The following is a 26144-nucleotide window of genomic DNA, read 5'->3' as shown; positions in this document are numbered from 1 at the left end:
ATGTTCGATAGATTTTCCGAAAGATCAGCACAGGTTTTTGTGGAAGCTCAGAATGAAGCGAAAGAAATGGGTCATTCTTATGTTGGCACAGAACACATACTCCTGGCAATATTAAAACAAGATCTGCCAGTTGTAGAAGCGCTTGCCGAAATGGGTATAACCTATGCTCGCACTAAGAATGAAGTGATATCCATGGTTGGTATGGGTATGCGAGGCTTTGCCAGCTCGCCTCAAATGACACCACGTGCCAAGAGAGTTATAGAACTTGCATACGAAGAGGCGAAGTACTTAGGAAGCGATAAGATTCATCCAGAACACATTCTACTCGGAATAATAAGAGAAGGAGAAGGAATAGCAGTACACGTGCTCAGAAAGATGGGAATCGACTTAGGTACTGTCAGAAGGATAATCGTGGAAAACTCCTCACCAAAGAGTGTGGAGTTTGAAGGTGACAGAACTATTGAGAACGCCTCCGTAAGGCACTTGGAAGGATTTGGAATAGATTTGACAGCCCTCGCGACGAAGAATCAGTTGGATCCAGTCATAGGAAGAGAAGAGGAAATCGAAAGAGTGATGCAAGTTCTCGTAAGAAGAAAGAAGAATAACCCTGTGTTGATTGGTGAACCAGGAATCGGTAAAACAGCTATTGTAGAGGGATTGGCACAGAGAATCGTTGCTGGCGAGGTACCAGAACCTTTGAAACGCAAGACAATCTTTTCACTTGATGTGGCAGCTCTTGTTGCGGGCACGAAGTACCGAGGTGAATTCGAAAAGAGGATGAAGAAACTATTACAGGTAGTTACAAAGGATCCAAATATAATCCTCTTCATCGATGAAGTTCACACCATAGTAGGTGCTGGTTCTGCTGAAGGGGCGGTTGATGCAGCGAATATACTGAAACCGGCTCTCGCACGCGGAGAACTCAGGTGTATAGGTGCCACTACACCGGATGAATACAGAAAGTACATCGAAAAGGATGCAGCACTTGAAAGAAGGTTCCAAAAAATATACATCAAAGAGCCTACTACAGAAGAAACTCTTGATATACTCAGAGGCCTCAGATACAAGTATGAATCACACCATAGGGTCAAATACACAGACAGTGCACTTGAAGCTGCTGTTTATCTGTCAAAGAGGTACATAACAGATCATTTTCTGCCAGACAAGGCTATAGATGTCATCGATGAAGCAGCGGCAAGGGCAAGACTGAAGAGTTTTGTCATACCTTCGGAGTTACAGCAGCTGAAAAAACAGCTTGAGGAAATCAAAGCGAACAAAGAACTAGCGGTGTTGAATCAGGACTACGAGAAGGCTGCAGAGCTGAAGGAGAAAGAAAAAACACTGAGCCAGCAGTACACAGATAGATACGAACAATGGCGCAAGTCTGTCGAATCTTCGATAGTGAGTGTTGATGTTGATCAAGTAGCTGAAGTCGTCTCTGGTTGGACTGGAATACCTTTGATGAAATTGGAAGAAAGCGAGAGCATGAAGCTATTGAGCTTGGAAAAAGCACTGCACCAGAGAATCGTGGGACAAGAAGAAGCCATAAAGGCAATAGCAAAAGCAATAAGAAGGGCGAGAAGTGGATTGAAAGACCCCAGACGTCCAATAGGAGTCTTTCTGTTCTTGGGACCCACAGGCGTCGGAAAGACCGAACTCACAAAGGTTCTTGCCGCACACCTCTTTGGTGATGAGAAGGCATTGCTCAGATTTGACATGAGCGAATACATGGAAAGATTCTCTGTTTCAAGGTTGATCGGTGCTCCTCCAGGATATGTTGGTTACGAAGAAGGAGGTACTTTGACCGAAAAGGTCAGGAGAAGACCATTCTCAGTCATTTTGTTCGACGAGATAGAAAAAGCACATCCGGATGTTTTCAACATCCTTCTGCAGATAATGGATGATGGAAGATTAACAGATTCACAGGGAAGAGAAGTTGATTTTAAGAACACGATAGTTGTTATGACGAGCAACATTGGAGGTACTTTGATAAACAAATCCAAGAAAACGATGGGTTTTGTATCTGCTGAAGATGCTCAGAAAGACTATCAAGAGATGAAGAATTTGGTCTTAGAAGAAGTCAAAAAGACCTTCAGGCCGGAGTTTCTCAACAGAATCGATGAGGTAATCGTGTTCCATTCGTTGACACGTGAACATGTTGAAAAGATAATAGATATACTCATCTCAGACGTTCAAGAGAGGTTGCAGAGCAAAGGACTATCTATCAGGCTCACCAAAGAAGCAAAAGATTTCTTGATTGAAAAAGGGTATGACCCAATCTTCGGCGCAAGGCCTCTGAAAAGAGCTATTCAACAATATCTCGAAGACCCACTTGCCGAAGAGATACTCAGAGGCAAATTTGGTCCTTCAGATACTGTGATCTGCAAAGCAACCGAAAATGGTCTGAAGTTTTCGAAGAAAAAGCACAGAACAGGTGTACTGAAAAGATGAAAGAAAAGAGTTATTTCGTCTGTAGCAACTGTGGTTACGAATCCATAAAATGGTTCGGAAAATGTCCTCAGTGCGGCGAATGGAACACCGCAACTGAGTTCAATGTAGGACTTTCAAGTAAAACAAGCCCAACTGTACTCACCTTGAACGAAGCCCTGAAAACTACCAAATTCGATAGATTGAGTACAGGATTCACTGAACTCGATGCTGCCCTTGGTGGAGGAGTTCTACCGGGGCAGGTCATTCTGCTTGGCGGTGAACCCGGTGTCGGGAAAAGTACCTTGGCTTTAGAGATCTGCGAGAGCTTTTCAAGAAACAAACTCAAAACTCTATATGTAGCTGCAGAAGAATCTGCTGACCAGATTGCCCTTAGGGCGCAACGTTTGCTCTGTCAAGGTCTTGATCAGATAATGATCTGTTCTAATAATGAATTGGAACACGTTCTTGAGATCTTGAATGATAATTACTCTCTACTTGTGGTCGATTCCCTACAGACGATGTACTCACCAGAGGTTGGTACCTACCCTGGTAGTATAGTACAAATACGCACCTGTGCCGAGAAGATCATTGAAAGATGTAAGCAACTATCAGTTCCAAGCATTTTGATAGCCCACATAACAAAGAGTGGCGAGATATCTGGGCCTAAGTTAGTCGAACACTTGGTAGATACAGTCGTCTACTTTGAGGGTGAGAGAAATACCGAGCTGAGGATTCTGAGGACGATGAAAAATCGTTTTGGTCCGTCCGGTGAAATTGCAGTCTTCGAGATGGCTGAAAACGGCCTAAAACAAGTGATCAACCCCGCTTTCTACGAAACGCAAGATCAGTTGCCGGGAAATTGCTTAGCCTGTGCTGTTGAAGGATCTCGAACCTTTGTTGTGCAAGTTCAAGCACTTGTTTCAAGAACAAAGAGTACTCTTCCAAGGCGTGTGAGTAATGGTTTTGACATGACAAGACTACTTTTACTCATCGCAGTTATTGGTAGGCATATGCAGTTGCCCATAGAATCGCATGATATTTACGTCAACATCTTGGGAGGGCTGAAGATAACCGACCCAGGTATAGATGCTGCGGTTGTAGGGGCACTTCTTTCATCGATGTTGGACAAACGACTTGGAAAGACTGCTCTAATCGGAGAAGTGAGTTTAGATGGCTCATTGAGACGTGTTCACCGCATGAAATCGAGGATCGAGGCTCTGAGGAAAATAGGGATTGAGAAAATAATTGCACCAAAAGTGGGCGAATTCAAAGAAGAGAACATTCAAGTTATAGACTCGGTAAAAGAACTTGGTAGAATATTCGAGGTGAAATGATTTGATACCAGATGCACTGCTCGAGAAGATAGCGCTTCTTTCTCCTGGTACGTCTTTGAGAAAGGCTTTGGACGACATAATATCGGCAAACCTTGGTGCTTTGCTTTTTTTCGTCGACGATCCGCAGAAGTACGAAGATCTCATCCAAGGTGGATTCGATATAGACTGTGCGTTCAGTGCAGAGAAATTGTATGAACTTGCCAAGATGGACGGTGCGATAGTTGTCTCGAACGATCTATCGAAGATACTCTTTGCAAATGTTCATCTGGTACCTGATCCATTGATACCCACCTTTGAAACAGGCATGCGTCATCGAACAGCAGAAAGAGTTGCAAAGCAGACTGGTCAGATGGTTGTTGCCATATCCAAGAGGAGGAATGTCATTTCTCTTTACTATGGAGAACACAAGTATGTAATGAACGATGTACGTGTTTTGATCTCCAGAGTTTCACAAGCTGTGAACACTCTGGAAAGGTACAGGACGAACTTTGATAAGCTGATCTCTGAGATAGAGGTTAAGGAACTTCATTCTGCTCCTACAATCTACGAAGTCGCTCGGGCAATTGAAAAGGCTTTTGCAATAATCAAGACCTATGAGGAGACATATCCTTATGTGGTCGAACTTGGTGAGGAAGGCAGATTGATGAACATGCAGATCGAAGAGATCATGGAGGACATATACGATATAACCTACTTACTTGTAATGGATTATTCCCAGAAGGACATAGACATAGATCAGGCGCGCGGGATTCTACAAGATCTTAAAGGAGATGAGGAAATCAGCTTGATCAGAATAATTCGAGCCCTTGGAATAGATGTGCAGAACTTAGCTCAAGCTGGTGAATTTGTCTCTTATTCTCGTGGTTACAGAGTTCTCAGATACACTGCCAAAATCCCTATGACAGTCTGCGCAAAGGTTGTCAAGGCTTTCAAGAATCTGAAGACGTTGAGTGAGGCAACTGTAGATTCTCTTCAATCTGTTGATGGTATAGGTGAAAAAAGGGCATTGGCAATTCTTTCGGCAATTGGTATGATTAAGAACAGAGTTCGTTGATCACAAATCGTGTGCTTGTGGTAGAATGACAAAGGCTGAGAAAAGACACAAAAGGAGGATCAGAAAATGAAGAGGACCTATCAACCAAATCGCAGAAAAAGGCAGAAGACTCATGGTTTCTTGGTGAGATCAAGAACGCCATCTGGCAGAAAGGTTCTTGCTCGAAGACGTGCAAGAGGCAGATGGAGAATCGCAGTCTGACAGATCTTTCGCTCCCGCGTCATGAACGTTTGCGGCTGAGAAGAGACTTCGACAGGGTCTTCCGAGATGGAAAGGTTTTTCAGAGTGATCTCTTAACCGTTATGTATGTTAAAAATGGGCTGACCTACAATAGAATTGCGGTGGTCGTGAGGAAAAAATTCGGTAAGGCTCATGATAGGAACAAGATTAGACGCTGGCTTAAAGAAGCATATAGACACATGAAAAGCGATATAGCAAAAGGGTATGATATTGTGATCTTTCCACGGAAAGCCCTGTCGGAGATCTTTAGAAGGATGTCTTATCATTCAATTGGAAGTGAACTTTTGAGTTTATTGAAGAGGATCGAAGCATGAAAAAGGTTTTGATCTCGTTGATTCGTTTTTACCAAAGATATATCTCTCCATTGAAACCACCTTCGTGCAGGTTTACTCCAACTTGTTCAACTTATGCTCTGCAAGCAATAGAGCGCTTTGGAGTTCTAAAGGGTGGATACCTTGTATTGAGAAGAATTATTCGATGCAACCCCCTTAACCCCGGTGGGGACGACCCTGTGCCGGAAAAATTCACACTGAGGAGGAGATCGACTTGAGAAAACTTCTTACCTTTGTTATACTCATCACTTCTGTGATTTTCGCTTTTTCCAAAAATGAGGTCATGGTGACAAACCTCGAAAAAGGGCTGAAGGTCACCACGCGCTTCAGTGAATTTGAACTGAACGACAAAGGTGATCTTATCAACGTTTATCTGATGATGGATAGAAAGATGCATGTCTTTCAAGCCGATGGCGACGGACTGGAACTGTTCTCGCCGGAGGGCTCACCTTTGAATGTAGTCGGTTATTCGCTCAAGGGGACGACAGTGGCACCCAATACGTACTCTGGAGACCTATCCTTGGTGTACGAGTATGAAAACGGCGTGAAGAAAACTATAACATTCAAGAATCTTCCAGAATATGTGACCATAGTCGAGATTCAGTCTGTTAACCCTGTTGTGATAACACTTCCAAGGGTTTGGTACGAAGACAACGACCGTATCATGAAAGATTACTTCATTTCTTTTGCTCCAAAAAATAGGGTAATCTCGCTCTCCAAAACAGGTGAAGGGAAGCTTGTATCTAACAAATTGTACCTTCAGAATTACGGAAAGATAACCGTTCATATGGCTCCTTACAAGAGAATTTTCCTGAAAAAGCTTTTCAGCGACGATTATGCACAACTGCTTTCAACGATCAAGGGCATAAGCGGTAGTTCCGCATGGTATGATCCTGTTTTCTATCCACTCGTTTGGTTCTTCTGGTGGTTGTTTGAAGTGACCAAGAATTTCGGTTGGACGATCATCATCTTCACGATCATCATAAGGTTTGTACTGTACCCACTTTACCATGCACAGACTAAATCGATGATCAGAATGAGAAAGCTTCAACCGAAGATCGAAGAGATAAGAAAGAGATACAAAGATCCCACGAAGCAACAAGAGGAACTTATGAAAGTGTACAAAGAAGAAGGTGTAAATCCAGCAAGTGGCTGTCTGATGTTGCTCGTACAATTACCAATCTTCTTCTTGCTGTACGCCGTGATCAGATACTTTCAGGAAGAATTTGCATTCGGCAGCAGGTTTCTCTTCTGGAATGATCTTTCCGCCGGTGGCTTTGGTCCGAATGCTTTGTTCATCATCATCACAATAGTAGCGAGCTACTACAACACTCTAATCACAAGCCAAGACTCGAGAAGCGCTTGGCAAGGCATACTCATGTCTGTTATCTTTCCATTCCTGTTTGTCGGTTTACCGAGTGGTTTGTTCTTGTACTACACCCTCAACACGGTCATTCAGCTTCTGATAACCTACTACATATACAAACGCTACAAAATAAAAGGCTTAACGACCAGAGAACTGCTTGGATTAAGACCCAAGGGGTGAGATTTGGTGAAGAAGTTTCTCATTAGCGCGAGTACTGTTTCACAAGCCATCGAAAAGGCTAAACAGGAGCATGGCTTGAAGGACGAGGATTTTCAATATTCTGTCGTTGAAAAGGGGTCCAAGGGGTTTTTTGGAATCATGGCTAAGGATGCCGTGATCGAAATTACACTGACCAGTGAGTTCTACAAGCGCAAACTCGAAGAGTTTATGAATCACATTCTCGGCAGTTATGGAGACATAAGCGTCAAAATTCAGTGCCTTGGCAAGAGATTCTTCGTCGAACTCAAAGGTGCAGATCTCGGAAGATTGATCGGTAAGCACGGAAAGACCCTTGCAGCGCTTCAGCATATCTCGATGATCTACCTCAATCGTCTGAGCAACACGAGGTTGTCAGTGATAATCGATGCAGGTGCTTACAGAGAGAGAAGGAGCAAGAAGCTTGAGGAAATGGTAAGACAAGCGATCGAACGCGCTAAGCAGCAGAAATCCAAGGTAGTTCTTGATCCGATGTTCGCCTTTGAAAGGCGCTTAGTACACGAGATTGTAAAAAGGTACGCAAATGTCAAAAGTTATTCTATAGGCGTCGAGCCGTACCGAAAGGTTGTTATCGAGTATTCGCCAAATGGCAAAGATCTACTGAAATCTGACCAAGACTTCAAGAGCGGCATTTGCGGCAGCCAAAAGTGAATCTCTATTGAGCTCCGCACTGCCGATCAAACTGGTTTCCAAGTTGCCGTCAACCTTTGTTATGTGACAGAGCAAAAATTCCTTGCCAGCGAGTGTTATTATGCGAACATCATCAACAGAATAGATGCTGTCACTGAACTCATCGAGTGCATTGATGACTGCATTTGCTGCAGTTTTGAGTTTCTGAATACTGGTCTTTGGACCTTCGGCGACTCCTTCGAACTCCTCGTCGCCGTGTTCGATGTTCACGATCACACGAAGATTCTTACCAAGGTCTTCAGTTCTGAGTGATTTGACAGCATAAGCGAGTTTGCTCTGTACCTCTCCAGTCATCTGAGCGACGCTTATTATCTTTCTGTCTATTCTCAAACCGGTCGAGGCAAGTATCGCAGTCTCCACGTCACGAACTATCTGCTTCGGGTTCTTCGCAGAGTCAGCTATCACATGTATCTCTCTCAAATTATCCCCATCAGGCACAACGCGTGCAGCTGTGACACCGGATATCTGCGAAATGATACTCTCAAGTTTCTTAGCATCTACCACAAAACACTCCCCCTTTTGGTATTCTAACATATGGTGGTGAAAGAATGACAATAGGCATATTAATGGCTGCAGGCAAAAGTACTCGCACTAATACAACTATACCAAAACAATTTCACAAAATTTGTGACCGTCCGATACTGTTGTATTCCTTGACGACCTTTGAAAGATCACAGTTAGTCGATCTATGCCTTTTGATGGTACCTCAGGAATGGAAAACAACTGCCGAACAGATGGTCGGTGATTTCAAAAAGGTGAAGTGGGTTCTGCCAGGAGGCAGTACAAGACATGAAACTTCACTCATAGCAATCGATTTTCTCAGGAACCTGAAGCCTTCATTAGTCGTTTTCCACGATGCAGCAAGACCCTTCTTAAGCTTGAGACTGCTCGAAACGGTTATCAAGGAAGCAAAAGGCTTCGGTGCTGCCACAGCGGCAATACCAGTTACAGACAGCGTCGGTTATTGTGAAGATGGATTTCTGAGCTCGTATGCATCAAGAGAATCTCTCTACAGAATTCAAACACCACAAGCTTTCCACTATGAGATCATCGACGATGCGCTCAGAAAATTTCAAGCTGACGATGGCACCAAACCGGTCTTTCTTCTTGGAAAGAGAGTCAAGATTGTAGAAGGTGATCCATATTGTTTCAAAATCACCACATCGAAGGATCTTGAACTTGCACACCTACTCTGCCGATTTTTTAAGGAAGAATGAGCTCCGTTGGTCTGCAGATTTCAACGCTCTTGAACTTCCGTCAGCACAAAATGTTCTTTTCTGACTCAAAAGATCATCTTTTGCAGTTGTATACAATCTTGTGTGAATTTGTGATCTATTTCACTATCGTATAATATATATTGGAAACAACCAGACAAGCTTGTCGAGACAGATCGCACCATAAATTGGTATAGGTCTAAGCTGTTAGCAAACGAGGCACTTAGCTGCCCAAAAGGGGCATTTTAAAAGAGATTTGTCTGTTGTTCGCAGAATGTGAAACATGAGATCGATGATAAGAAATCCTATCGAGTTTTCAGTCTCAAAGATCTTGGCACCGCACAATGGAAGAAATTGAAAGATCAGTATGGTGCAACCTTCTAATATTCCTAATTCTCTACCCACGCTAAAGAGTCAGCAAATTCCTCATCGATGTTCTACCAGAAGACTGCATCTCAAACAACATGGAAAAAAATCAGCTCATGGCAAGAAGATTGGCGGAATACAAACTCCGCCATCTTGTTTTTACATATGATTTGCAAAGTTCCAACGCCAAGACTGAGCGCACTTTGGGATATCCTGATCATCTTCCAGCAGTTGATCATCGCCTTCGCCATGAGTAGAGAGCAACATAAGCTTCATTTGTCTTCGAAACACTGTAAAACTCCGCCAAAGTTTTGCATTAGCTTGCTTTTGGAAAAAACTCACAAGTTGATCACATATTCTCACGTTCATAAGTACAATTTCTACTTCCTTTCACATATGTCAGAAAGATTCTTAAATCCCGACAAGTAAGATTTCAAACAAAAGGAGGTAGATACCGGATGATGAAAGCTTTTACTACTTTGCTTCTCTTTCTTTGGTGCTTTATTCTTTATGCAGCCGTGATCAGTGGAATAGTGATCGACGAGAGAGATCAACCCCTCGTGACTCGGCTCAGGTTTCTCAGTCCAGAAAGTGCCGTTCTCTTGACAAGTTATACAAACTGGTTTGGGAGGTTTGAACAACAACTGCCAGCAGGAAGATACATCGTTGAGATCAGCAAGGGACCTGAATACGAAATCAAGAGTTTTTCAATCGAACTATCTCAAGACGAGAAAAAAGAGGTCCATGTCACTCTCAAGAGGCTTTATGATCTTGCTAGTATCGGTTGGTTCTCTGGTGATGCCCATCTGCACACCATTTACAGTGATGGAAATCAAGATGTTGAGACAGTTGCACGAGCATGTATAGCCAATGGTCTATCTTGGGCTGTATTAACGGATCACAACACTATCAAAGGCGAAACAGAATGGATGATTGCTTCCAGATACGGATTATTACCCATACTCGGGGAAGAAGTGACAACGCCTCTTGGGCATTTTAATGCAATTGGAGTCAGTGGAATCGTCGATTGGAAAGTCGATGACAAAGATGACTTGGCAAGAATCTTTAGTGACATATCAAAACAGTCAGCAGTGTCCCAGATAAATCACCCATTCGACATGAAAGACTATTTTGTTGACTGGGATATCAAAGGGTTCAACGTCATAGAAATCTGGAACGGTGGTTCTGCACCGAATCTTAACGGGATGGGCAATCAGGAAGCAAAACTCTTTTGGTTTGAGATCTTAAACAACGGCACTCGTATTCATGCAACTGCTAACAGTGACTGTCACGATGTGTACAGTGGTTATTCACTACTTGCTTTCCTGCCAACTGATAAAGTTCTTTCACTGTTACAGAAAGAGTTTCCAGAACCCGCAATGAAAGATTTCATAAAGAATAACGAGAACCTTCTGAGAAACTGGGTCAAATATGGATTACATCCCGGTACACCTCGCACTTACGTGAGATTAGAAGAACTAACATCCTCTGCCGTTTTGAAAGCGCTTGTAGAAGGAAAGAGTTTCATGACAAATGGACCACTGGTACTTGCACAAGTGGATGGTAAAGGACCTGGGGAAACTGTAGATACGCTGAGTAAAGAATCCCTCGTCTTGAGCCTGAAAGTGTTGTCAAATATTGCTCTAGAAAAGGTTGTAGTCATTCAAGCCGGCAGAATTATTCAGCAACTCGATATAACTGGCCAGAGAGAGTGTATTTCGTCTACAAAAATAAATCCAAAAGATGGTTCTTGGATAATTGTGGAAGTGTATGGACCATATCCTGTTTATGCGATCACCAACCCAATCTATCTATCTAACTAATTCGCAATGATCAGAATACGATGCCCAGTTTGTAAAATGACTAACGGCACAATCGAGAGAATTCTTACGATTTTGGTTAAATGAAGAAATTCTTGCAAACCCAAATTTCCTTGATAAGACACTGTATGATCTTCTAAACATCGTGTTTCGAGGGGGCGATAAGCCCCCCTATTTTTTGTTCTATGGTCACTTTGTAGGTGGGATAAAGCTCGAGAGAATTGTACGGTTTTAGAAGATTGAAGATCAGATGTGTACGCCACTTGACGACTCAAAGATTTGGTGTGGTATAATATCGGCAACCTGAGAAGCTCAGGTATTCCTTTCAAAAGGGGGTTTGAAGGATGAAGAAGGTCTACGTGGTCATCGCTTTGGTAATTGCTTTCACCTACGTCTTTGCAGCGGAAATCACAGAGGTGAAAATCGGAGCAGGCTGGGAGATGACTGGTCCCATTGCGGGATTTGGTCAGATGTCGTGGGATGGTGTGAAACTTGCGATGAAACTCAGACCCACTGTGAGAATTGGCGGCAAAGATGTACCAGTTAAAGTGGTCTTGCTCGATAACAAAGGTGACAAAGCCGAGGCAGCCAATGTCGTCAAAAGACTCATCGATGTTGAAAAAGTCGTTGCTATTCTTGGCCCATGCACCAGCTCCTGTGCCTTGGCTGCAGGTGCGATCGCCGAGCAAAAACAGGTGGCAATGGTTGTCAATACAGCCACGAACCCACTCGTTACCCAGAACAGAAGGTTTATCTTCAGAGCTTGCTTCATCGATCCAATGCAGGGAGAGTTGCTCGCGAAATTTGCCTGGGAAAACCTTAAGTCCAAGAACGTCGCCATTATGGTCGATGTGGCACAAGACTACGTCGTCGGTCTTGCGAATTACTTCAAGAAAAAGTTCGCTCAGCTTGGTGGGAAGTTCTTCGAAGAGTATTACAACACCGGCGATCAAGACTTCACTGCACAGTTGACCGATGCCCTCTCACGCAATCCAGACACGATCTTTTTACCTGGCTACTACTCAGAGATCGCTTTGATCTGTAAACAAGCTCGCGAATTGGGATTCAAGGGTAACTTCTTAGCGGGCGATGGAGCAGATGCACCAGAACTTATACAGATAGGTGGTAAGTTTGTTGAAGGCTTGTTCTACACCACATACTTCCATCAAGACGCGGATCTTTCACCGGCAACAAAACCGTTCGTGGAAGCCTATGTGAAGGAATACAACAGAAGACCAGACGCCTTTGGAGCCCTTGCTTTTGACGCCTACAACCTTGTTCTCGACGCCATAGAGAGAGCCCAGTCCCTTGATCCAGTTGCAATAAGAGATGCTATCGCAGCAACAAAGGACTTTCAAGGTGTGGGTGGAGCCATCACCTTCCCAGAAGGTTCCGGCGACCCAATCAAACCTGCTGTCATAAACACCGTCAAGAACGGCCAGTTCACGCTCATGACCGTTGTACGTCCATGAATGAAGCCCCCGAAGAGGGGGCTTTTACAAAAGTGGGGGTGATTCTTTGAACTTTGCAGCCTTCTTGCAGCATCTCATCAACGCGCTTTCCCTTGGAGGTATATACGCCCTAATAGCCATTGGTTATACGATGGTCTATGGCATATTGAGATTGATCAACTTTGCGCACGGCGATGTCTTCACCTATGGTATCTACCTTGCTTTTTATGGCGTGGTGTTGTTCTTAATGCCTTGGTGGATAGCTTTCATCTTTTCAATCTTTGCGACAGCCTTTCTTGGTGCACTCATTGAAAGAATTGCATACAAACCTCTCAGAAATGCCCCAAGAATCTCCGCATTGATAACAGCTATCGGCGTTTCGTTTTTTCTGCAGAATTTTGCAACAGTTGTCTTTGGTGGTAGAGCCAAGTCTTTCAACCCACAGACGGGCATCTATCCTACAAGTTTTCTCGCTATGATTGAGATCGGCGCTGTGAAGATACCCGTTCTTACACTCCTAACACTCTCGATAGCCATCGTGTCAATGATTCTGCTGATGTGGATTGTCTACAAGACTAAAGTTGGCATGGCGATGAGGGCGATATCGAAGGACATTCCAGCGACAAGATTAATGGGTGTTAATGCTGATAGAATCATTACTTTCACCTTTATACTTGGTTCGGGTCTTGCAGCCATAGGAGGAATTCTCTGGGCTATGAAGTATCCACAGGTGTACCCATACACGGGGATGATCCCTGGACTAAAAGCTTTCATAGCTGCAGTTGTTGGTGGTATAGGCAGTATTCAAGGGGCGATGGTTGGCGGTTTCATCTTGGGAGTAAGCGAGATCATGATCGTTGCATTTGTACCTTCCTTAGCCGGCTACAGAGATGCTTTTGCCTACGCGATTTTGTTGTTTGTTTTGCTCGTCAAGCCAACGGGGATATTAGGTGTAGAAGTATCGGAAAAGGTGTGATGATATGGGTAAGATGCTTTCAAATGGTGTGAAGTTTCTACTCACCACTCTCTTAATCATTGCCATGGGTTTTCTTCTTTTTGTAGCGAACAAAACGGCGAGTGAGTATGTGATATTGATACTCAACCTTATGGCGATAAACATAATCTTCGCTGTCTCACTGACCCTTATCAACGGCATAACTGGAATTTTCTCACTCGGTCATGCTGGATTCATCGCTATAGGTGCTTATGTGTCGACACTGTTGACTTTGCCAGTTGCCCAGAAAGAGATGACCTTTCTCATAAAACCTTTGATCTATCCACTCAACCAGATTCAGCTTCCTTTCTTGCCTGCCACGATCATAGCTGGACTCATCGCAGCGGGTTTTGGTTATGTTGTCGCAGCACCTTCACTTAGACTCATAGGTGATTATCTTGCCATTGCCACGTTGGGCTTGGGGGAAACCATACGCATCATAGCGAACAACGCTTGGTCGATAACCAACGGTGCTCTGGGTTTGAAGGCAATTCCACCATACACGAACATATACTGGTCTTGGGGATGGGCATTTGTCACAGTTTTTGTGATAGCGAGTCTGGTTAAGAGTAGTTACGGTAGGGCTCTGAAGGCGATCAGAGAAGACTCGATAGCCGCCAAGGCAATGGGGATAAATGTCTTTTCACACCAAGTCATGAGTTTTGTACTTGGTTCTTTCTTTGCGGGTGTTGGAGGGGCGTTGTGGGCTCATCTGATCACCACGATCGATCCGAAGTCCTTTGCTTTCACCAAGACTTTTGAGATACTTATCATGGTCGTACTTGGTGGCTTGGGCAGTATAAGTGGTGCTATCATAGGAGCTTCGATATACACCGTTGGACTCGAGTTTCTCAGAGTACTCGAAAGCCCATTCAAGTTCGGATTCATAAACTTTCCAGGTATTCCCGGCATGAGAATGGTTGTTCTGTCTGTTTTACTGATAATTCTCATGCTCTTTTGGCAACGCGGCATTATGGGTAGAAATGAGCTTTCTTGGGATTTGCTCTATGGTTTTGTGACAAAGAGACTGAAAAAAAGAGGTGGCAAGAATGACTGAGGTCCTCCGCGTAGAAAACGTCACAAAACGTTTCGGTGGGCTTGTCGCAGTTGATCACTTTGTTGGGTATGCAAGACAAGGTGAACTTTTGGGTCTGATCGGACCCAACGGTGCCGGCAAGACAACGCTTTTCAATGTGATAACGGGGATGTACGCTCCAGATGAGGGTAGAATCGTTTTTCTTGGTAAAGATATCTCTGGCCACAAACCTTATGAAATAACGCGCACTGGCATAGCGAGAACTTTTCAGAATATTAGATTGTTTTCTGACATGACCGTTTTGGAGAATGTAATGGTCTCACAGCATTTGAAGTTGAGAAATTGGTTATGGCTTTTCAGAAGTATAGCCAAAACTCCGGGCAGTATTCGCATGGAGAAGCAGATGCACAAAGAGGCAATCAAACTTCTCGAGAGAGTTGGACTTGAAACCTTCGCCAGTGAAAAGGCTAGTTCACTACCGTATGGTCTCCAGAGAAAACTCGAGATAGCACGAGCACTCGCTACCAATCCCAAGTTGCTGCTACTCGATGAGCCTGCCGCTGGTATGAATCCACAAGAGACTTACGAGCTCATGGGGTTCATAAAGAAGGTGAGAGATGATTTCTCTTTGACGATCATGGTTATCGAGCACGATATGAAGGTGATAATGGGCATCTGTGAGCGTATCTATGTCATGGACTACGGGAAACTCATTGCCGAGGGAAATCCCAGACAGATTCAGTCCAATCCAGCAGTGATCAAGGCTTACCTCGGTGAGGAGGTGCTGTTGTGAGCGAAGAGGTGTTGAAGATAGAGAATCTGCATGTCTACTATGGAAGCATTCACGCACTGAAAGGCATCTCTTTGAAGGTGGAGAAAGGTCAGATTGTCACACTGATTGGAGCCAATGGAGCCGGCAAAACAACCACACTTCAAGCGATTACAAACCTTGTGAGAAAGAGAGAGGGAAGGGTTTTTTTAAACGGTAAGGACATCACGCACATGCCTACTCATGGGATTGTGAACAACGGGGTTGCCCTTGTGCCAGAAGGTAGAAGAATCTTCCCAAATCTCACTGTCTACGAGAATTTGATGATGGGAGCTTATGCGAGGACAGATCAAGATGGTTTGAAAAGTGACCTTGAATGGGTACTGACGCTCTTTCCAAGGCTCAGAGAGAGACTGAAACAACTGGGTGGGACGCTTTCTGGTGGCGAACAACAAATGCTTGCAGTTGCACGTGGATTGATGTCCAAACCAAAATTGCTCATGCTCGATGAACCATCGCTTGGTCTTGCACCGTTGCTTGTTAAAGAAGTTTTCGAGATAATTCAGAAGATACGACAAGAAGGTGTGACAATACTACTTGTAGAACAGAATGCTTTTGCCGCCCTGAAAATAGCTGATTATGGCTATGTCTTAGAAACAGGACGTATTGTGCTTGAAGATGCAGGGTCAAGTCTACTGGGAAATGACAACGTGAGAAAAGCCTATCTCGGCATCGCTACAGAGTGAAGGGAGAAAGTATCATGAGCAAGATTGGAACAAAACTGATCCTCATCTTACTTCCTTTTGTCACCGTTGTCTTGCTCGTGGGAAATCTTGTCACGTACAGTCTGGTCAAAAGAGATCTGCAAGAGATAGTGCTTTCGAATATTCAAAACTTGGCAAGCTCTCATGCTCAGATTCTTTCCTCAGAAATAAATTCCTTCATAAGTTATGCCAAATCACTTGCAAGTACACCCTTGCTGAAACCTGTTCTGAAATTGGACTTCGAAATGGCGGCAAAAACCTTACCGAACATCTTGACAACTGAAAAATCAAAAATGCCTGTTGAGATCACAAAATGTTTCTTAATGATTGCCGATGGACGTTTTGCTACCAACGATTCTGAAGGAGAAACTCACCACTCAGGTGAACTGCTTGAAAGAGTTGATCCCAAGGCTGAGAGAATTTTTGTGGCGCAGATTAGAGACATTGCAGAAAAACCTTCTATCTTAATCACTTCCCCCATTTCTGAACGAGAAACCTTCATCGGCATTGCTGGTATAACTCTCGATCTGAGTTCTTTAGGGACAGTGCTCAGCAAGATACGTGCTGAGAAAATTGATTGCTACATCGTGGATGAAAATGGCACAGTACTTGCAAGCACTGTTGCTCAAAAAACTCTCAAGCCCTTTGAAATGGATCACGACATAAGGGGAATAAGAAAACTCTCTTCAGTGTATTTGATGGGCCAACAAATTCCATCAACTGATTGGACTCTGTTCTTGAGTGTACCTGTGGAATATGTTCAACATCCTGTAAATTCACTGATGATGATTACTTTTTTGACGGCGATAGTGACTTTGATTTCTCTGGCGTTACTGATTTTGTTTGTCGCACGCAATCTTGGCAAGCGTATTCACTCTTTCATACCTGTTATGCAGGCTTTGAAAGAGGGAGATCTGAGAAACAAACTCACCGTTGACCAGAAAGACGAGCTTGCACAAATCTGCGTGTACCTGAACGATGTAATTGATAGCTTAAGAGAGTTGCTCTCGATTACCAAGGAAGCAACAGAGACCGTGCACAACATGTCACAGGTTATCGATGGATACACAGATAACGAGAAGAAGCAGAGTGATGCTCTGCAGGAGAGCTTTGCTAAAATGGACGACAAGATGCGCAATCTTGCGTCGACCTTTGAACAGATCAATGCTTCAGTCGAGAACATCAAGAACTGCATGCATGATGTTGCAGAGAGCTCAAAGAATCTTGGTGATATATCACAAAGAATGAGGAGAAAGATTGTCGAGGGTGAGAGATCAGCTGCGCGCATAAAACAGATCGTGAAAACAGCTATGCAGTTGAGCCAACAAACGGTACAGCTCATAGAGAAGCTCGAACGGTCTTCACAGAACATCTCAAGCATAACTGAGACAATTGAAATGATCTCTGAACAAACAGATCTATTGGCATTAAATGCAGCTATTGAGGCAGCGAGAGCGGGCGAAGCCGGCAGGGGTTTTGCCGTCGTAGCCGATGAAATCAGAAAGCTAGCTACTCAGACCAAAGAATCAGCAAGGCGCATAGAGGAATTACTCAACGAGATTGGCAGTGAGATAACAAATACCGTAGACTCCACCACGAAGGTTGAAGACATAGTTAAGGAGGTCGACTTAGAGCACGAGAAGATCTCCGAATTTCTCACCACCACACTTGTGGATCTGAACAAAATGGTTGACTCTTTCAATGAAATTGTTTCAACAATACAACAACAGAGCCATTCAGTTACTCAAGTCTCCTCAGCAACAGACAATGTCTCCATGACAGCCCTGCAGGCAAGTGAAGAGCTATCAAGTTTATCGAAATTTGTACGGCAACGGTCTGACAAGATCAACGAACTGGCTGAAATCGTTGATGATTTGCTAAAATCTATTGGTGATCTTCAAATGCATATTGACAGATTCAAGACGTGAAGGAGGTGTTCTTGTGAAAAGGTTGAAAATAGTCTTGGACAGTACATCGGATGTTTCTAAAGAGTGGATTAACAAATATGATCTCTCTGTTATACCTTTACACGTCAACTGGCCCGATGGAACACAAGAGGACGACACAAGAGATATTGAACAGATAAGAGATTTCTACAGTAGAGTCTCGAAGGCTTCAGCACTACCAAAGAGCTCACAACCTTCAGTCGGCGAGTTCGTCCAACTCTATCAGAGTCTTCAGAAGGAAGGGTATGAAGAGATCTTGGTTATTTGCATCTCAACAAAGCTTTCTGGCACCTATGACTCGGCACTTGCAGCATCGAAAGAGGTCACGATCCCTGTCTATGTGGTTGATAGTAAACTAGCATCTGCAGCAATGCCATTACCAGCAAGAAGAGCAAGAGAACTTGAGGCGAAAGGTCTGACCACACAGCAAATTTACGAAACGCTTTTGAAAGATGTCGAACAGACAAGATACAAGGCTATCTTCTATGTGTCGAACTTCGATTTCTTGGTCAAAGGTGGAAGGGTATCGCGAATGCAAGGTTTTTTTGGCTCTTTGCTTAACATTCATGTTGGACTGTGGATCGATCCGGAGGGGAAGCTTGTTCCCTTTGAAAAAGCAAGAGGTACTAAGAGAGCTCAAGAAATGCTCATCAAGAAGATTTTGAGTCTTGTTCCAAAAGGTTCAAAGGTTAGGGTGATCATGGTTGATGCAGATGCAAGAGAAAGCACTAAGATCATACTGGAGATGTTGAGACAACAATACAATATTCTCGATGCGTCTTTCACCGAGATGGGAAAAGTAATCACAACACACGTTGGGCCAGGAACCGCTGGCTTTAGCCTGGAGGTCGTTGAATGAAACAGGGTGTCTTAGTGGTTGCACTCATCGCAGTTGTAGCCCTGCTCATGTTGATCGTATCATTCAAGACACCAAAGGCTGTCGTTCTCATTTTAGAGGATGGTCAGGCAGAGTTTCGCGAAGGTGTTGAAAAATACGCTCAACAGAATAATCTGAAAGTCGATTTTGTAACAGTGAGAATTGATCAAGATACCGAGCAAATTGACAAGATATTACGAAGATACAGTGGTAGTTACGCAATTGGACCAAGGTTGAGTTCTGAAGCACTTGCTTTGATCCCTCACCTTGAAAAATATCAAATCTTTTCAATTGCTCCCTTGGTCACCTCACCAAAAGTAGTCGGAAAGAGTAGATACCTGATGACCTTAAGCGTCTCAGATACTGTGCAGGCAAGACAACTGGCAGAGAGAATTCTAAATGACTCGAACAGAGAGATATTTGTGGTGTGTGACAAGGGCAATTTGGTGTACACTGAGACCTTCTTTCAGATCATGAAAGAAACCGTCGCACTTGATCTTGAATGTCGTTACATCGACTCTGTTGATGAACTTCTGGATTTAGATTTTTCGATCTATGACTCGATTGTCTTGATCGTAGATGGAAGAGTTGCTGGGATGATCGCACAGGTCGCGAGGAAGAAAGGATTCAACGGCAAGATCTATGGTTCTGACTATGTTTATACAGATGCTCTGATAACAACTGGTTCTTGGGCAGTCGAAGGAATTTCAATATATGGGCTTTTCGATCTTCCCCAAATGATGAACTATGGTTACACAGAACTTGGACCTGCTGGTGGTTACGATGCCTTGATGGTGGTATGGAATCTAATCAGTGCAAAGGTGAAAACAAACGAAGCATACGACTACCTACAAGGCAAGACCTTCAAAGGTGCGAGTGGCACTTTCACTGTGAGGGATGATCTATCTGTTGAAAGGCTGACCAACTTTGTCACCATCAGGAATGGGAAATTTGTTGTAGATGAGGTGAAAAGATGAAGCTTTCAGCGGCGGTAAGAGGTTTGGCAAGATATGGATTATTCTTGATTTTCACACTTTCGTGCATCTTCATTATCGGCTCTGTGATATTTCTTCGCAATGTCCACAAGTATTACTCTCAAACTTATTTGAAAGCCGAAAAGCAGATTTTGTGGAATACACTCGACAACGCAATGAAGGGAAAGGAACAACTCGATGTCGTTAGAAGAATTCTCACTCGCGATCTTGTGGATTTGCAGACTGGCATCGATCTTTCAAAAGTCCTCGCATATGAGAAGTTGCCCTGGCTCGTTGCTGACTCAAAAGGATTATTCTTTGCTTCAAACACTGCGAAATTCTTGCTTGACAACGGTGATACCCTACTTTTTGTCGAATTGCCACAGACTCTGTTCAACAGTTTTCTCACAAGTGAGTTGGCCGATGTACTTCTTGTCACAGAGAATGGTCAAATCATTCTTTCAACAAGATCTGAGATGTCTGGCATAATCACTAAGAACAAAAGCGGTTTTGCAAAACTCAATGACACAGTTGGCTATTTGCACTTTGAAGATCTTCAAATCTCAAATGCGAGAGCTGGTGTTTTCATACCCATTTACAGCTACCTTGCTATACTCTTTCCTTATCTGCTCATATCTTCAGCGGCTATGATAGGAGTCATAACGTGGATGATCTTCTTTTGGCGATTTGAAACACGACTTATCGGAGCAGTTAAAACTGTTATCGACAGTGTAAGCAGCAGCACAGAGCAGATTACCAAGAGCAAAGATGTGAACTATGTACCGATCAGGACAAACATAGAAGAATTGAACGAACTGCAGGATTCAATTGCCAAACTCCTTGAGATGGAAAAGGCTTCACAGTCAGAAATGCACGCAATGATGAATAGTCTACAAGATACAGTAAACGAACTTGAAGAAATGCAGAGGATCTTACAAGAGAGGAACACACAGATAATAGCAACACTCGCTGAAGCGATCGAGATAAAAGACACCAGCACCTATGGCCATTCTGGCAGAGTAGTTAGTCTTGCACTGGATTTGGCTAAGGAACTGGGCTTAACTGATCCAGCTGACTTAGAAGCGATTAAATTTGGCGCACTTTTACACGATATTGGGAAGATAGGCATACCCGAACACATCTTGAACAAACCTGGTAGACTGACCCTCGACGAATTTGAAATCATGAAGAATCATCCAATATACGGAGAAAAGATTATTCGCAACATCTCGGGCTGGGATCTCGTTGCCGACATCGTTAGACATCATCATGAAAACATAGACGGTTCAGGTTACCCAGATGGTCTCACGGCTGATCAAATAACTCTGAGGGCTCAAATAGTCTCCATCGTTGATGTCTTCACGGCGCTAATAGAGGAAAGACCATACCGTCCCGCACTGAGGATTGATGAAGCACTTAGAATAATGGAAAGAGAGATGGTGGGGACAAAGTTTCATCCAGATCTGTACAGGGCATTTCTGAAAGTCTTGAATAGGCGCATCTCTGAGTTTGACACGCATACACAGTGAGTTGCAAAGTGTAACCTTTTGTGCTAACATTTCAAATAGGGGGGCGAACGGTTTCGACGGGTTTGAGCCTCCCCGGGAAGCGAGTCGAGGTCTCCACCTCCTCGAAAATAAGGTGGAACAACAAATAGGTGCCAACGAAGAACTTGCACTTGCTGCTTAATAGATAAGCAGCCGTTCCTACCGAGTCTGGCTGGTGCTCGGATAGGGGCGTGAGATAGCCAGCCTACCTTTGAGCAGTCCTCCCTTCGCTGCTTGAAGGGAAAGTTAGAAGGGATATAGTTTGCAGAGCGTGCCTGTGGGCGCTGCAAACTGAATATAAAACACAGGCTGCACTCGGAGATGCCCGGGGGTCCTCACTCTCGGACGGGGGTTCAATTCCCCCCGCCTCCACCAGTGAGTTGTTACTACTCGTATCTGAGAGCCTCAACAGGGTTGAGTTTTGCAGCTTTCATCGCAGGAAAAACACCGAAAGTCACGCCGACGGCAATCGACACAGAAACTGCTATTATTATTACCAACGGTGTCACGGCAGTTTGAATCGAGCCGACCAGTGCGATTGTTCTGGAGAGTGCAAAACCCACTCCCACACCGATGATTCCAGCCACAAAGGTTAAGATGATCGACTCGAGCAGAAACTGCGTCAAGATGTGTCTTCTGCTCGCACCAACTGCCTTTCTTACGCCAATTTCTCGGGTTCTTTCGGTCACCGTCACGAGCATGATGTTCATTATGCCGATGCCACCAACCAACAAGGAAATACCGGCAATGCTACCGAGCATAAAACTCAACAATGCCATCGTCTGGTTTATCGTCTGTAGCATTGCATCCTGACTCACTATTCTGTATCTCTCTGTGTCTTGAAATTTGCTGTAGAGCACCGCATCGATCTCGGTAACTGCTTGAGCTGCGAGTTGTTCAGATTGTGCTTGGGCGACGATCGATGAAACATACGATCTTCGAAAGACGCGTTGCTCAGCCGAAGAAAACGGTATGATGATCGATCTGTCTGGGTTCAAGAAGAGCAAGTTTCCACTTTTTTCAAGAACGCCTATGACTTTAAAGTTCTGTCTGGTGTTTTGGCTGGTGATTCTGATCGTTTTTCCCACCGCATCACCATCTGGAAAAAGAGCGTCAGCGATCTCTGTGCCTATTATGGCAACCCTTCTTCTGGCTATCTCATCTTCCTCGGTGAAGTAATCACCATCGAGCAAATTCAGATTCATCATCTTGAATATCGTTGAATAGGCTGCCAAGACCGTTGACATGGTGTTTTGTCTTTCGTACTGAACGATGAAATTCCCCTGCTGTAGGGGTGTCACATAGGCGACTGACGGGCTCATCTGAGCAATTCTTTGTGCGTCATCTTCTGTGAGAAGATCACTCAAGGCTGTTGAGACCCGACCACCACCACCTCTTGTAAAACCAGGACTGATCAAAATCAGATTTGAACCAATCGTAGACAGTTGTTGTTTTATGCTCTGACTTGTACCTTCTGCGACAGAAACCACAGCGATCACGGCAGCAACACCTATGATTATGCCTATCATTGACAGGGCAGTTCTCAACTTATTGGCTGCGATAGATCTGAAAGCTTCTTTAAGCATTTCCAACACTTGCCCTCACCTCTTGAGAAACGATCCTTCCATCTTTCATGTGAATGACGCGTTCTCCCAGTTCTGCAATCTCTGGATCGTGGGTCACCACGATTATCGTCAAACCATTGCTGTGAAGCTCTGAAAAGATTTTCAATACCTCTTGACCGCTCTTGCTGTCAAGGTTGCCGGTAGGTTCGTCAGCCAGAATGATTTGAGGCTCGTTTGCCAGAGCCCGAGCGATGGCAACTCTCTGCATTTGACCACCAGAAAGCTGAGTTGGTCTATGGTGTGTCCTCTCAGCCAGTCCAACCAACGTGAGTAGTTCCTTCGCTCGTTTCTTTCTCACTTCTCTTGGTACTTTTGCGTATATCATCGGTAGTTCTACATTTTCAAGTGCAGTCAGACGGGGCAAAAGATTGAATTGCTGAAAAACAAATCCTATCATCTTGCTTCTCACTCTGGCAAGCTGTGCATCATTCAACTTTGATACTGCTACGTCTCCTATGTAGATCTCACCAGCTGTAGGTTTATCAAGACACCCCATCAAGTGCATCAGTGTGCTTTTGCCACTGCCAGAAGGTCCCATGATCACCAGATACTCGCCTTCAAAGACGTTCAAGTTCACACCATCAACGGCTTTTACAAGATTATCACCCATTTTGTACACCTTCTGAAGATTTTCGGCTCTTATCACCGTCTTCAAGACACACACCTACCTCTCATCGTGGCGGGGCAAAACCAGGTATGTTCATCTGCACTCCACGATTGGTCGAACTGCTTGAAGTCTTATTCACCACTACTACTTCTCCTTCATTCAGTCCACTGATGATCTCGTACCCACCTGATGTCCTCTCCCCAACGGTGACTTCTCTCTTCTCTGTTGTCGTGCCGCTCTTGACGTTCACGTAAGCCTTTCCTCCTTCAAAACTAACAGCAGCCGTTGGAATGATCATAACGTCGTTCTTGGCGAGCACAATTATCTGAACCTCACAAGAAAGTCCAGGAATGATTTTCTTAAGCAGCTCGTTTCTTTGTGCTGCTGATTGCCCGACAAAACCTTGTGCCATACTCTGTGCATCCTCTGATGTACCTTGAGTTCCAGAGGAAGTTCTCGCTGTAGTCATTTGAAGATTTTGCACCACCAGTTTTAGTTTTATCGGAATTGTCACAATACCACTCGAACTCTGTGCTTCGCTTCCAACATACGTAACCTGTGCTGGAAAGTTAACACCTTCGAAGGCATCAAATGCCAAGGTCGCCATCTGTCCAACCTTGACCTTCGAGTAGTCTACTTCTTCGACAGCGGCAGACACGTAAAGATTGTCCAAGCTTATGACCTTTGCAACAACATCAACACTTGTACCTTTTGAAACATAATCACCCACTTTGACATTCAAGGCGGTGACAACACCATCAACTGGCGAAGTGATCTTGCATCTATCAAGATCTCTCTTAGCGATCTCAAGTTCCAACTGACGTTGCTCTACCAAGAGCCTCGAACCAGAGTTTTTCGCCGTCTCATAATTTTGAAGAGCCTTCAGATAAGAAAGTCTGTAATCTGAGTCATCCAGTTCGACTAAGACATCGCCCGCCTTCACCGTGTCACCTTCTTGAACGTTGATCTTCTTCACAACACCACTCACGAGTGCCTTGATCTCGGCAGAACTCTCTGCCATGATCTTTCCAGAGACAGAGACCGTGTCGGTTAGATTGGTTTTTTTCACTGTGTACTCAATCGTGGATGAATTTGTAGTCACGCTTTGCTGCGCCGATCTGTTGCAAGACCAAAACAAAAGCATGATAGACATGATTATCATCGCAAACAGTATGTATTTTCTCATCTCACTTACCTCCTGCGAGTTCAACCAAATCGTAACCACAAGCCTGAAGCAGACTTAATTTTCCAATCAACAGATTGTAAGTGGCCTTTAACAGCTCAGCCTCTGCGTCTTGTAGATCTAACTTTGCACTCTCAAGATCGCTCTGTGAAACAAATGCAGAAGCACTCAGGAGCCTCTCGTACTCCATTTTCTTCAGCTGTAAGTCCAATTCAGCCACTCTCTTGCTCGATTCACCGATTTTTATAGAAAGGTATGCCTTCTGCACCGATTTCTTCATATTGTCAAGTTGTTCATCTGCCAAACGTTGCTGCAAGGTGTAATTGTTCTTTGCATAGTTGTAGTTGTAATCTCTCTCGCCACGATCAACAATGTTGTAACCAAAGGCAAAACCAAGCGAAAGGGAAAAACCTTTGTCTGAGTTCTCATCTTGTTTTACTGAAAAACTGAAAGTCGGATTCGGCAACCATTGCTGGTATGACCTTTCACTTTCACGCCTCGCAATCTCAACACTCATCAATTGTGCCTTCAGATCAAGTCTATTCAGAATGAATTTTTCTGCTTCTTGTTGTGAAAGCAGATTCGAGGTAATGCGTTCAAGACAAGCAAACATTGTGTTCAATGTATCTGTGGAGTATTCCGTCAGAGCGCTCATGAGATTCTGACTGATCTGGTCAAGTTGATTTGTCATCTGATAGATGTTGCTCTGCACCTGCATAATATCTTCTTTCGATGCTGTGCCAGCTTCGTATGCCCTCTGCAAAGACTCGAACTGTTCCTGCAAGATCTCTATCTTGCGTTTGGTGATCTCCAATTTTCTGGTGTAATAATGATAATTGAAGACATCGTTTGCGAGATTCACAAAGACTTTGTTTCGGGCATCGGTTAAGCTCCATATGGCAGAGATATAATCTTTCTCGTTTTCGAGCTCGGTGATATCAAAATTCGAGAAAAGCTGTCTTGAGATCGTCAAAGCCCATCCACTTTCATCCCACTGATCTGTCTTACTCAGATAATTCCAAGTGTTTGAGATGGTCAAATCAAAACCAGCGATATTTTCAAAAGTGATCGACAGCGGAATCGAAAGCGAATAGTTCTCAAAATCTGTTTCCAAGGAGAGTGCTTTCGTACCAACATATGGAATAAAGAAGTTCTTGTTCTTTGCCCTTGTGAATTCGGCACTCTTGTACTTTATCACAGCCGAAAGGTATGAACTGTCTTTTTCAAGTTGTGCTTGCACCAAATCCAGAAAACTCGCATAAGCCAAAAATGGTACAAGCAAGACGAACAGAACGATTCTTCTCATATC

At 44.0% G+C, this 26144-nt stretch carries 24 protein-coding genes and 1 other RNA gene; 20 read left to right on the top strand and 5 right to left on the bottom strand.

Features of this window, described 5'->3' with window-relative positions:
* From ACSFC1_RS04680 to jag, 8 genes are all read left to right on the top strand, one after another.
* A complete protein-coding gene (locus ACSFC1_RS04680; RefSeq protein ID WP_435564960.1) occupies window positions 1–2451 on the top strand; it encodes an ATP-dependent Clp protease ATP-binding subunit in 2451 nt (816 codons plus the stop codon).
* Window positions 2448–3764, top strand: a complete 1317-nt coding sequence (gene radA / locus ACSFC1_RS04675) for a DNA repair protein RadA (protein ID WP_435564959.1) — start codon at window positions 2448–2450, stop codon at window positions 3762–3764. Before ACSFC1_RS04680 ends, radA begins: the two co-directional genes overlap by 4 nt.
* A 1-nt stretch (window position 3765) precedes the next feature.
* On the top strand, window positions 3766–4818 hold the full coding sequence (disA, locus tag ACSFC1_RS04670) for a DNA integrity scanning diadenylate cyclase DisA (RefSeq protein WP_435564958.1): 1053 nt from the start codon (window positions 3766–3768) through the stop codon (window positions 4816–4818).
* A gap of 66 nt (window positions 4819–4884) precedes the next feature.
* The gene (gene rpmH / locus ACSFC1_RS04665) at window positions 4885–5019 is read left to right on the top strand and encodes a 50S ribosomal protein L34 (protein ID WP_435564957.1); all 135 of its coding nucleotides are present in this window, start codon (window positions 4885–4887) and stop codon (window positions 5017–5019) included.
* The gene (gene rnpA, locus ACSFC1_RS04660) at window positions 5001–5372 is read left to right on the top strand and encodes a ribonuclease P protein component (protein ID WP_435564956.1); all 372 of its coding nucleotides are present in this window, start codon (window positions 5001–5003) and stop codon (window positions 5370–5372) included. Before rpmH ends, rnpA begins: the two co-directional genes overlap by 19 nt.
* The gene (yidD, locus tag ACSFC1_RS04655; protein WP_435564955.1) at window positions 5369–5608 is read left to right on the top strand and encodes a membrane protein insertion efficiency factor YidD; all 240 of its coding nucleotides are present in this window, start codon (window positions 5369–5371) and stop codon (window positions 5606–5608) included. Before rnpA ends, yidD begins: the two co-directional genes overlap by 4 nt.
* Window positions 5599–6936: a membrane protein insertase YidC gene (gene yidC, locus ACSFC1_RS04650; protein WP_435565982.1), complete on the top strand. Its 1338-nt coding sequence runs from the start codon at window positions 5599–5601 to the stop codon at window positions 6934–6936. Before yidD ends, yidC begins: the two co-directional genes overlap by 10 nt.
* 6 nt (window positions 6937–6942) lie before the next feature.
* Window positions 6943–7623 carry an RNA-binding cell elongation regulator Jag/EloR gene (gene jag, locus ACSFC1_RS04645; RefSeq protein WP_435564954.1) on the top strand — a complete coding sequence of 227 codons (681 nt, stop codon included), beginning with the start codon at window positions 6943–6945 and terminating at the stop codon, window positions 7621–7623.
* Here jag and ACSFC1_RS04640 read toward each other — a convergent pair.
* Window positions 7570–8166, bottom strand: coding sequence for a hypothetical protein (locus ACSFC1_RS04640; RefSeq protein ID WP_435564953.1), 597 nt, complete (start codon window positions 8164–8166; stop codon window positions 7570–7572). The two genes, jag and ACSFC1_RS04640, sit on opposite strands and share 54 nt — an antisense overlap.
* A 44-nt stretch (window positions 8167–8210) precedes the next feature.
* Between ACSFC1_RS04640 and ACSFC1_RS04635 the strand changes: the two genes are divergently transcribed.
* The 12 genes from ACSFC1_RS04635 (at window position 8211) to ssrA (ending at window position 21795) form a co-directional block, all read left to right on the top strand.
* A complete protein-coding gene (locus ACSFC1_RS04635; RefSeq protein ID WP_435564952.1) occupies window positions 8211–8879 on the top strand; it encodes an IspD/TarI family cytidylyltransferase in 669 nt (222 codons plus the stop codon).
* A gap of 821 nt (window positions 8880–9700) precedes the next feature.
* Window positions 9701–11065: a CehA/McbA family metallohydrolase gene (locus ACSFC1_RS04630; RefSeq protein ID WP_435564951.1), complete on the top strand. Its 1365-nt coding sequence runs from the start codon at window positions 9701–9703 to the stop codon at window positions 11063–11065.
* Window positions 11066–11406: 341 nt separating this feature from the next.
* A complete protein-coding gene (locus ACSFC1_RS04625) occupies window positions 11407–12534 on the top strand; it encodes an ABC transporter substrate-binding protein (protein WP_435564950.1) in 1128 nt (375 codons plus the stop codon).
* A gap of 46 nt (window positions 12535–12580) precedes the next feature.
* On the top strand, window positions 12581–13489 hold the full coding sequence (locus tag ACSFC1_RS04620) for a branched-chain amino acid ABC transporter permease (protein ID WP_435564949.1): 909 nt from the start codon (window positions 12581–12583) through the stop codon (window positions 13487–13489).
* A 4-nt stretch (window positions 13490–13493) separates the two neighbouring features.
* Window positions 13494–14564, top strand: coding sequence for a branched-chain amino acid ABC transporter permease (locus ACSFC1_RS04615; protein ID WP_435564948.1), 1071 nt, complete (start codon window positions 13494–13496; stop codon window positions 14562–14564).
* Entirely contained in the window at window positions 14557–15336 is a 780-nt protein-coding gene (locus ACSFC1_RS04610) for an ABC transporter ATP-binding protein (protein WP_435564947.1), read from the top strand. The genes ACSFC1_RS04615 and ACSFC1_RS04610 overlap by 8 nt, the downstream gene beginning before the upstream one ends.
* Window positions 15333–16058, top strand: coding sequence for an ABC transporter ATP-binding protein (locus tag ACSFC1_RS04605; protein WP_435564946.1), 726 nt, complete (start codon window positions 15333–15335; stop codon window positions 16056–16058). The genes ACSFC1_RS04610 and ACSFC1_RS04605 overlap by 4 nt, the downstream gene beginning before the upstream one ends.
* A gap of 14 nt (window positions 16059–16072) precedes the next feature.
* On the top strand, window positions 16073–18004 hold the full coding sequence (locus ACSFC1_RS04600) for a methyl-accepting chemotaxis protein (protein ID WP_435564945.1): 1932 nt from the start codon (window positions 16073–16075) through the stop codon (window positions 18002–18004).
* Between the two features lie 13 nt (window positions 18005–18017).
* On the top strand, window positions 18018–18881 hold the full coding sequence (locus ACSFC1_RS04595; RefSeq protein WP_435564944.1) for a DegV family protein: 864 nt from the start codon (window positions 18018–18020) through the stop codon (window positions 18879–18881).
* Complete coding sequence (locus ACSFC1_RS04590; protein WP_435564943.1) at window positions 18878–19876, top strand: hypothetical protein; 999 nt, start codon at window positions 18878–18880, stop codon at window positions 19874–19876. The genes ACSFC1_RS04595 and ACSFC1_RS04590 overlap by 4 nt, the downstream gene beginning before the upstream one ends.
* Complete coding sequence (locus ACSFC1_RS04585) at window positions 19873–21402, top strand: HD-GYP domain-containing protein (protein WP_435564942.1); 1530 nt, start codon at window positions 19873–19875, stop codon at window positions 21400–21402. Before ACSFC1_RS04590 ends, ACSFC1_RS04585 begins: the two co-directional genes overlap by 4 nt.
* 39 nt (window positions 21403–21441) lie before the next feature.
* Window positions 21442–21795: a transfer-messenger RNA gene (gene ssrA / locus ACSFC1_RS04580) on the top strand.
* Window positions 21796–21806: 11 nt separating this feature from the next.
* Here the strand turns inward: ssrA and ACSFC1_RS04575 are convergent.
* The 4 genes from ACSFC1_RS04575 to ACSFC1_RS04560 are packed head-to-tail and all read right to left on the bottom strand — an operon-like array spanning window position 21807 to window position 26141.
* On the bottom strand, window positions 21807–23006 hold the full coding sequence (locus tag ACSFC1_RS04575; protein WP_435565981.1) for an ABC transporter permease: 1200 nt from the start codon (window positions 23004–23006) through the stop codon (window positions 21807–21809).
* Entirely contained in the window at window positions 22999–23691 is a 693-nt protein-coding gene (locus tag ACSFC1_RS04570; protein WP_435565980.1) for an ABC transporter ATP-binding protein, read from the bottom strand. Before ACSFC1_RS04570 ends, ACSFC1_RS04575 begins: the two co-directional genes overlap by 8 nt.
* A 25-nt stretch (window positions 23692–23716) precedes the next feature.
* Window positions 23717–24838 (bottom strand): efflux RND transporter periplasmic adaptor subunit, encoded by a 1122-nt coding sequence (locus ACSFC1_RS04565; protein ID WP_435564941.1) that lies wholly within the window; start codon window positions 24836–24838, stop codon window positions 23717–23719.
* Window position 24839: 1 nt separating this feature from the next.
* Window positions 24840–26141 carry a TolC family protein gene (locus ACSFC1_RS04560; RefSeq protein ID WP_435564940.1) on the bottom strand — a complete coding sequence of 434 codons (1302 nt, stop codon included), beginning with the start codon at window positions 26139–26141 and terminating at the stop codon, window positions 24840–24842.
* Between the last annotated feature and the right edge of the window lie 3 nt (window positions 26142–26144).

This window comes from Pseudothermotoga sp. U03pept (assembly GCF_051235805.1).
Classification (GTDB): Bacteria; Thermotogota; Thermotogae; order Thermotogales; family DSM-5069; genus Pseudothermotoga_B.
This window is presented reverse-complemented; position numbering and strand designations above follow the sequence as displayed.

Coding starts and splice junctions, on each gene's coding strand:
- ACSFC1_RS04680 (WP_435564960.1), top strand. CDS start 1: ATGTTCGATAGATTTTCCGAAAGATCAGCACAGGTTTTTGTGGAAGCT.
- radA (WP_435564959.1), top strand. CDS start 2,448: ATGAAAGAAAAGAGTTATTTCGTCTGTAGCAACTGTGGTTACGAATCC.
- rpmH (WP_435564957.1), top strand. CDS start 4,885: ATGAAGAGGACCTATCAACCAAATCGCAGAAAAAGGCAGAAGACTCAT.
- rnpA (WP_435564956.1), top strand. CDS start 5,001: ATGGAGAATCGCAGTCTGACAGATCTTTCGCTCCCGCGTCATGAACGT.
- yidD (WP_435564955.1), top strand. CDS start 5,369: ATGAAAAAGGTTTTGATCTCGTTGATTCGTTTTTACCAAAGATATATC.
- ACSFC1_RS04635 (WP_435564952.1), top strand. CDS start 8,211: ATGACAATAGGCATATTAATGGCTGCAGGCAAAAGTACTCGCACTAAT.
- ACSFC1_RS04630 (WP_435564951.1), top strand. CDS start 9,701: ATGATGAAAGCTTTTACTACTTTGCTTCTCTTTCTTTGGTGCTTTATT.
- ACSFC1_RS04625 (WP_435564950.1), top strand. CDS start 11,407: ATGAAGAAGGTCTACGTGGTCATCGCTTTGGTAATTGCTTTCACCTAC.
- ACSFC1_RS04615 (WP_435564948.1), top strand. CDS start 13,494: ATGGGTAAGATGCTTTCAAATGGTGTGAAGTTTCTACTCACCACTCTC.
- ACSFC1_RS04610 (WP_435564947.1), top strand. CDS start 14,557: ATGACTGAGGTCCTCCGCGTAGAAAACGTCACAAAACGTTTCGGTGGG.
- ACSFC1_RS04600 (WP_435564945.1), top strand. CDS start 16,073: ATGAGCAAGATTGGAACAAAACTGATCCTCATCTTACTTCCTTTTGTC.
- ACSFC1_RS04590 (WP_435564943.1), top strand. CDS start 18,878: ATGAAACAGGGTGTCTTAGTGGTTGCACTCATCGCAGTTGTAGCCCTG.
- ACSFC1_RS04585 (WP_435564942.1), top strand. CDS start 19,873: ATGAAGCTTTCAGCGGCGGTAAGAGGTTTGGCAAGATATGGATTATTC.
- ACSFC1_RS04575 (WP_435565981.1), bottom strand. CDS start 23,006: ATGCTTAAAGAAGCTTTCAGATCTATCGCAGCCAATAAGTTGAGAACT.
- ACSFC1_RS04565 (WP_435564941.1), bottom strand. CDS start 24,838: ATGAGAAAATACATACTGTTTGCGATGATAATCATGTCTATCATGCTT.
- ACSFC1_RS04560 (WP_435564940.1), bottom strand. CDS start 26,141: ATGAGAAGAATCGTTCTGTTCGTCTTGCTTGTACCATTTTTGGCTTAT.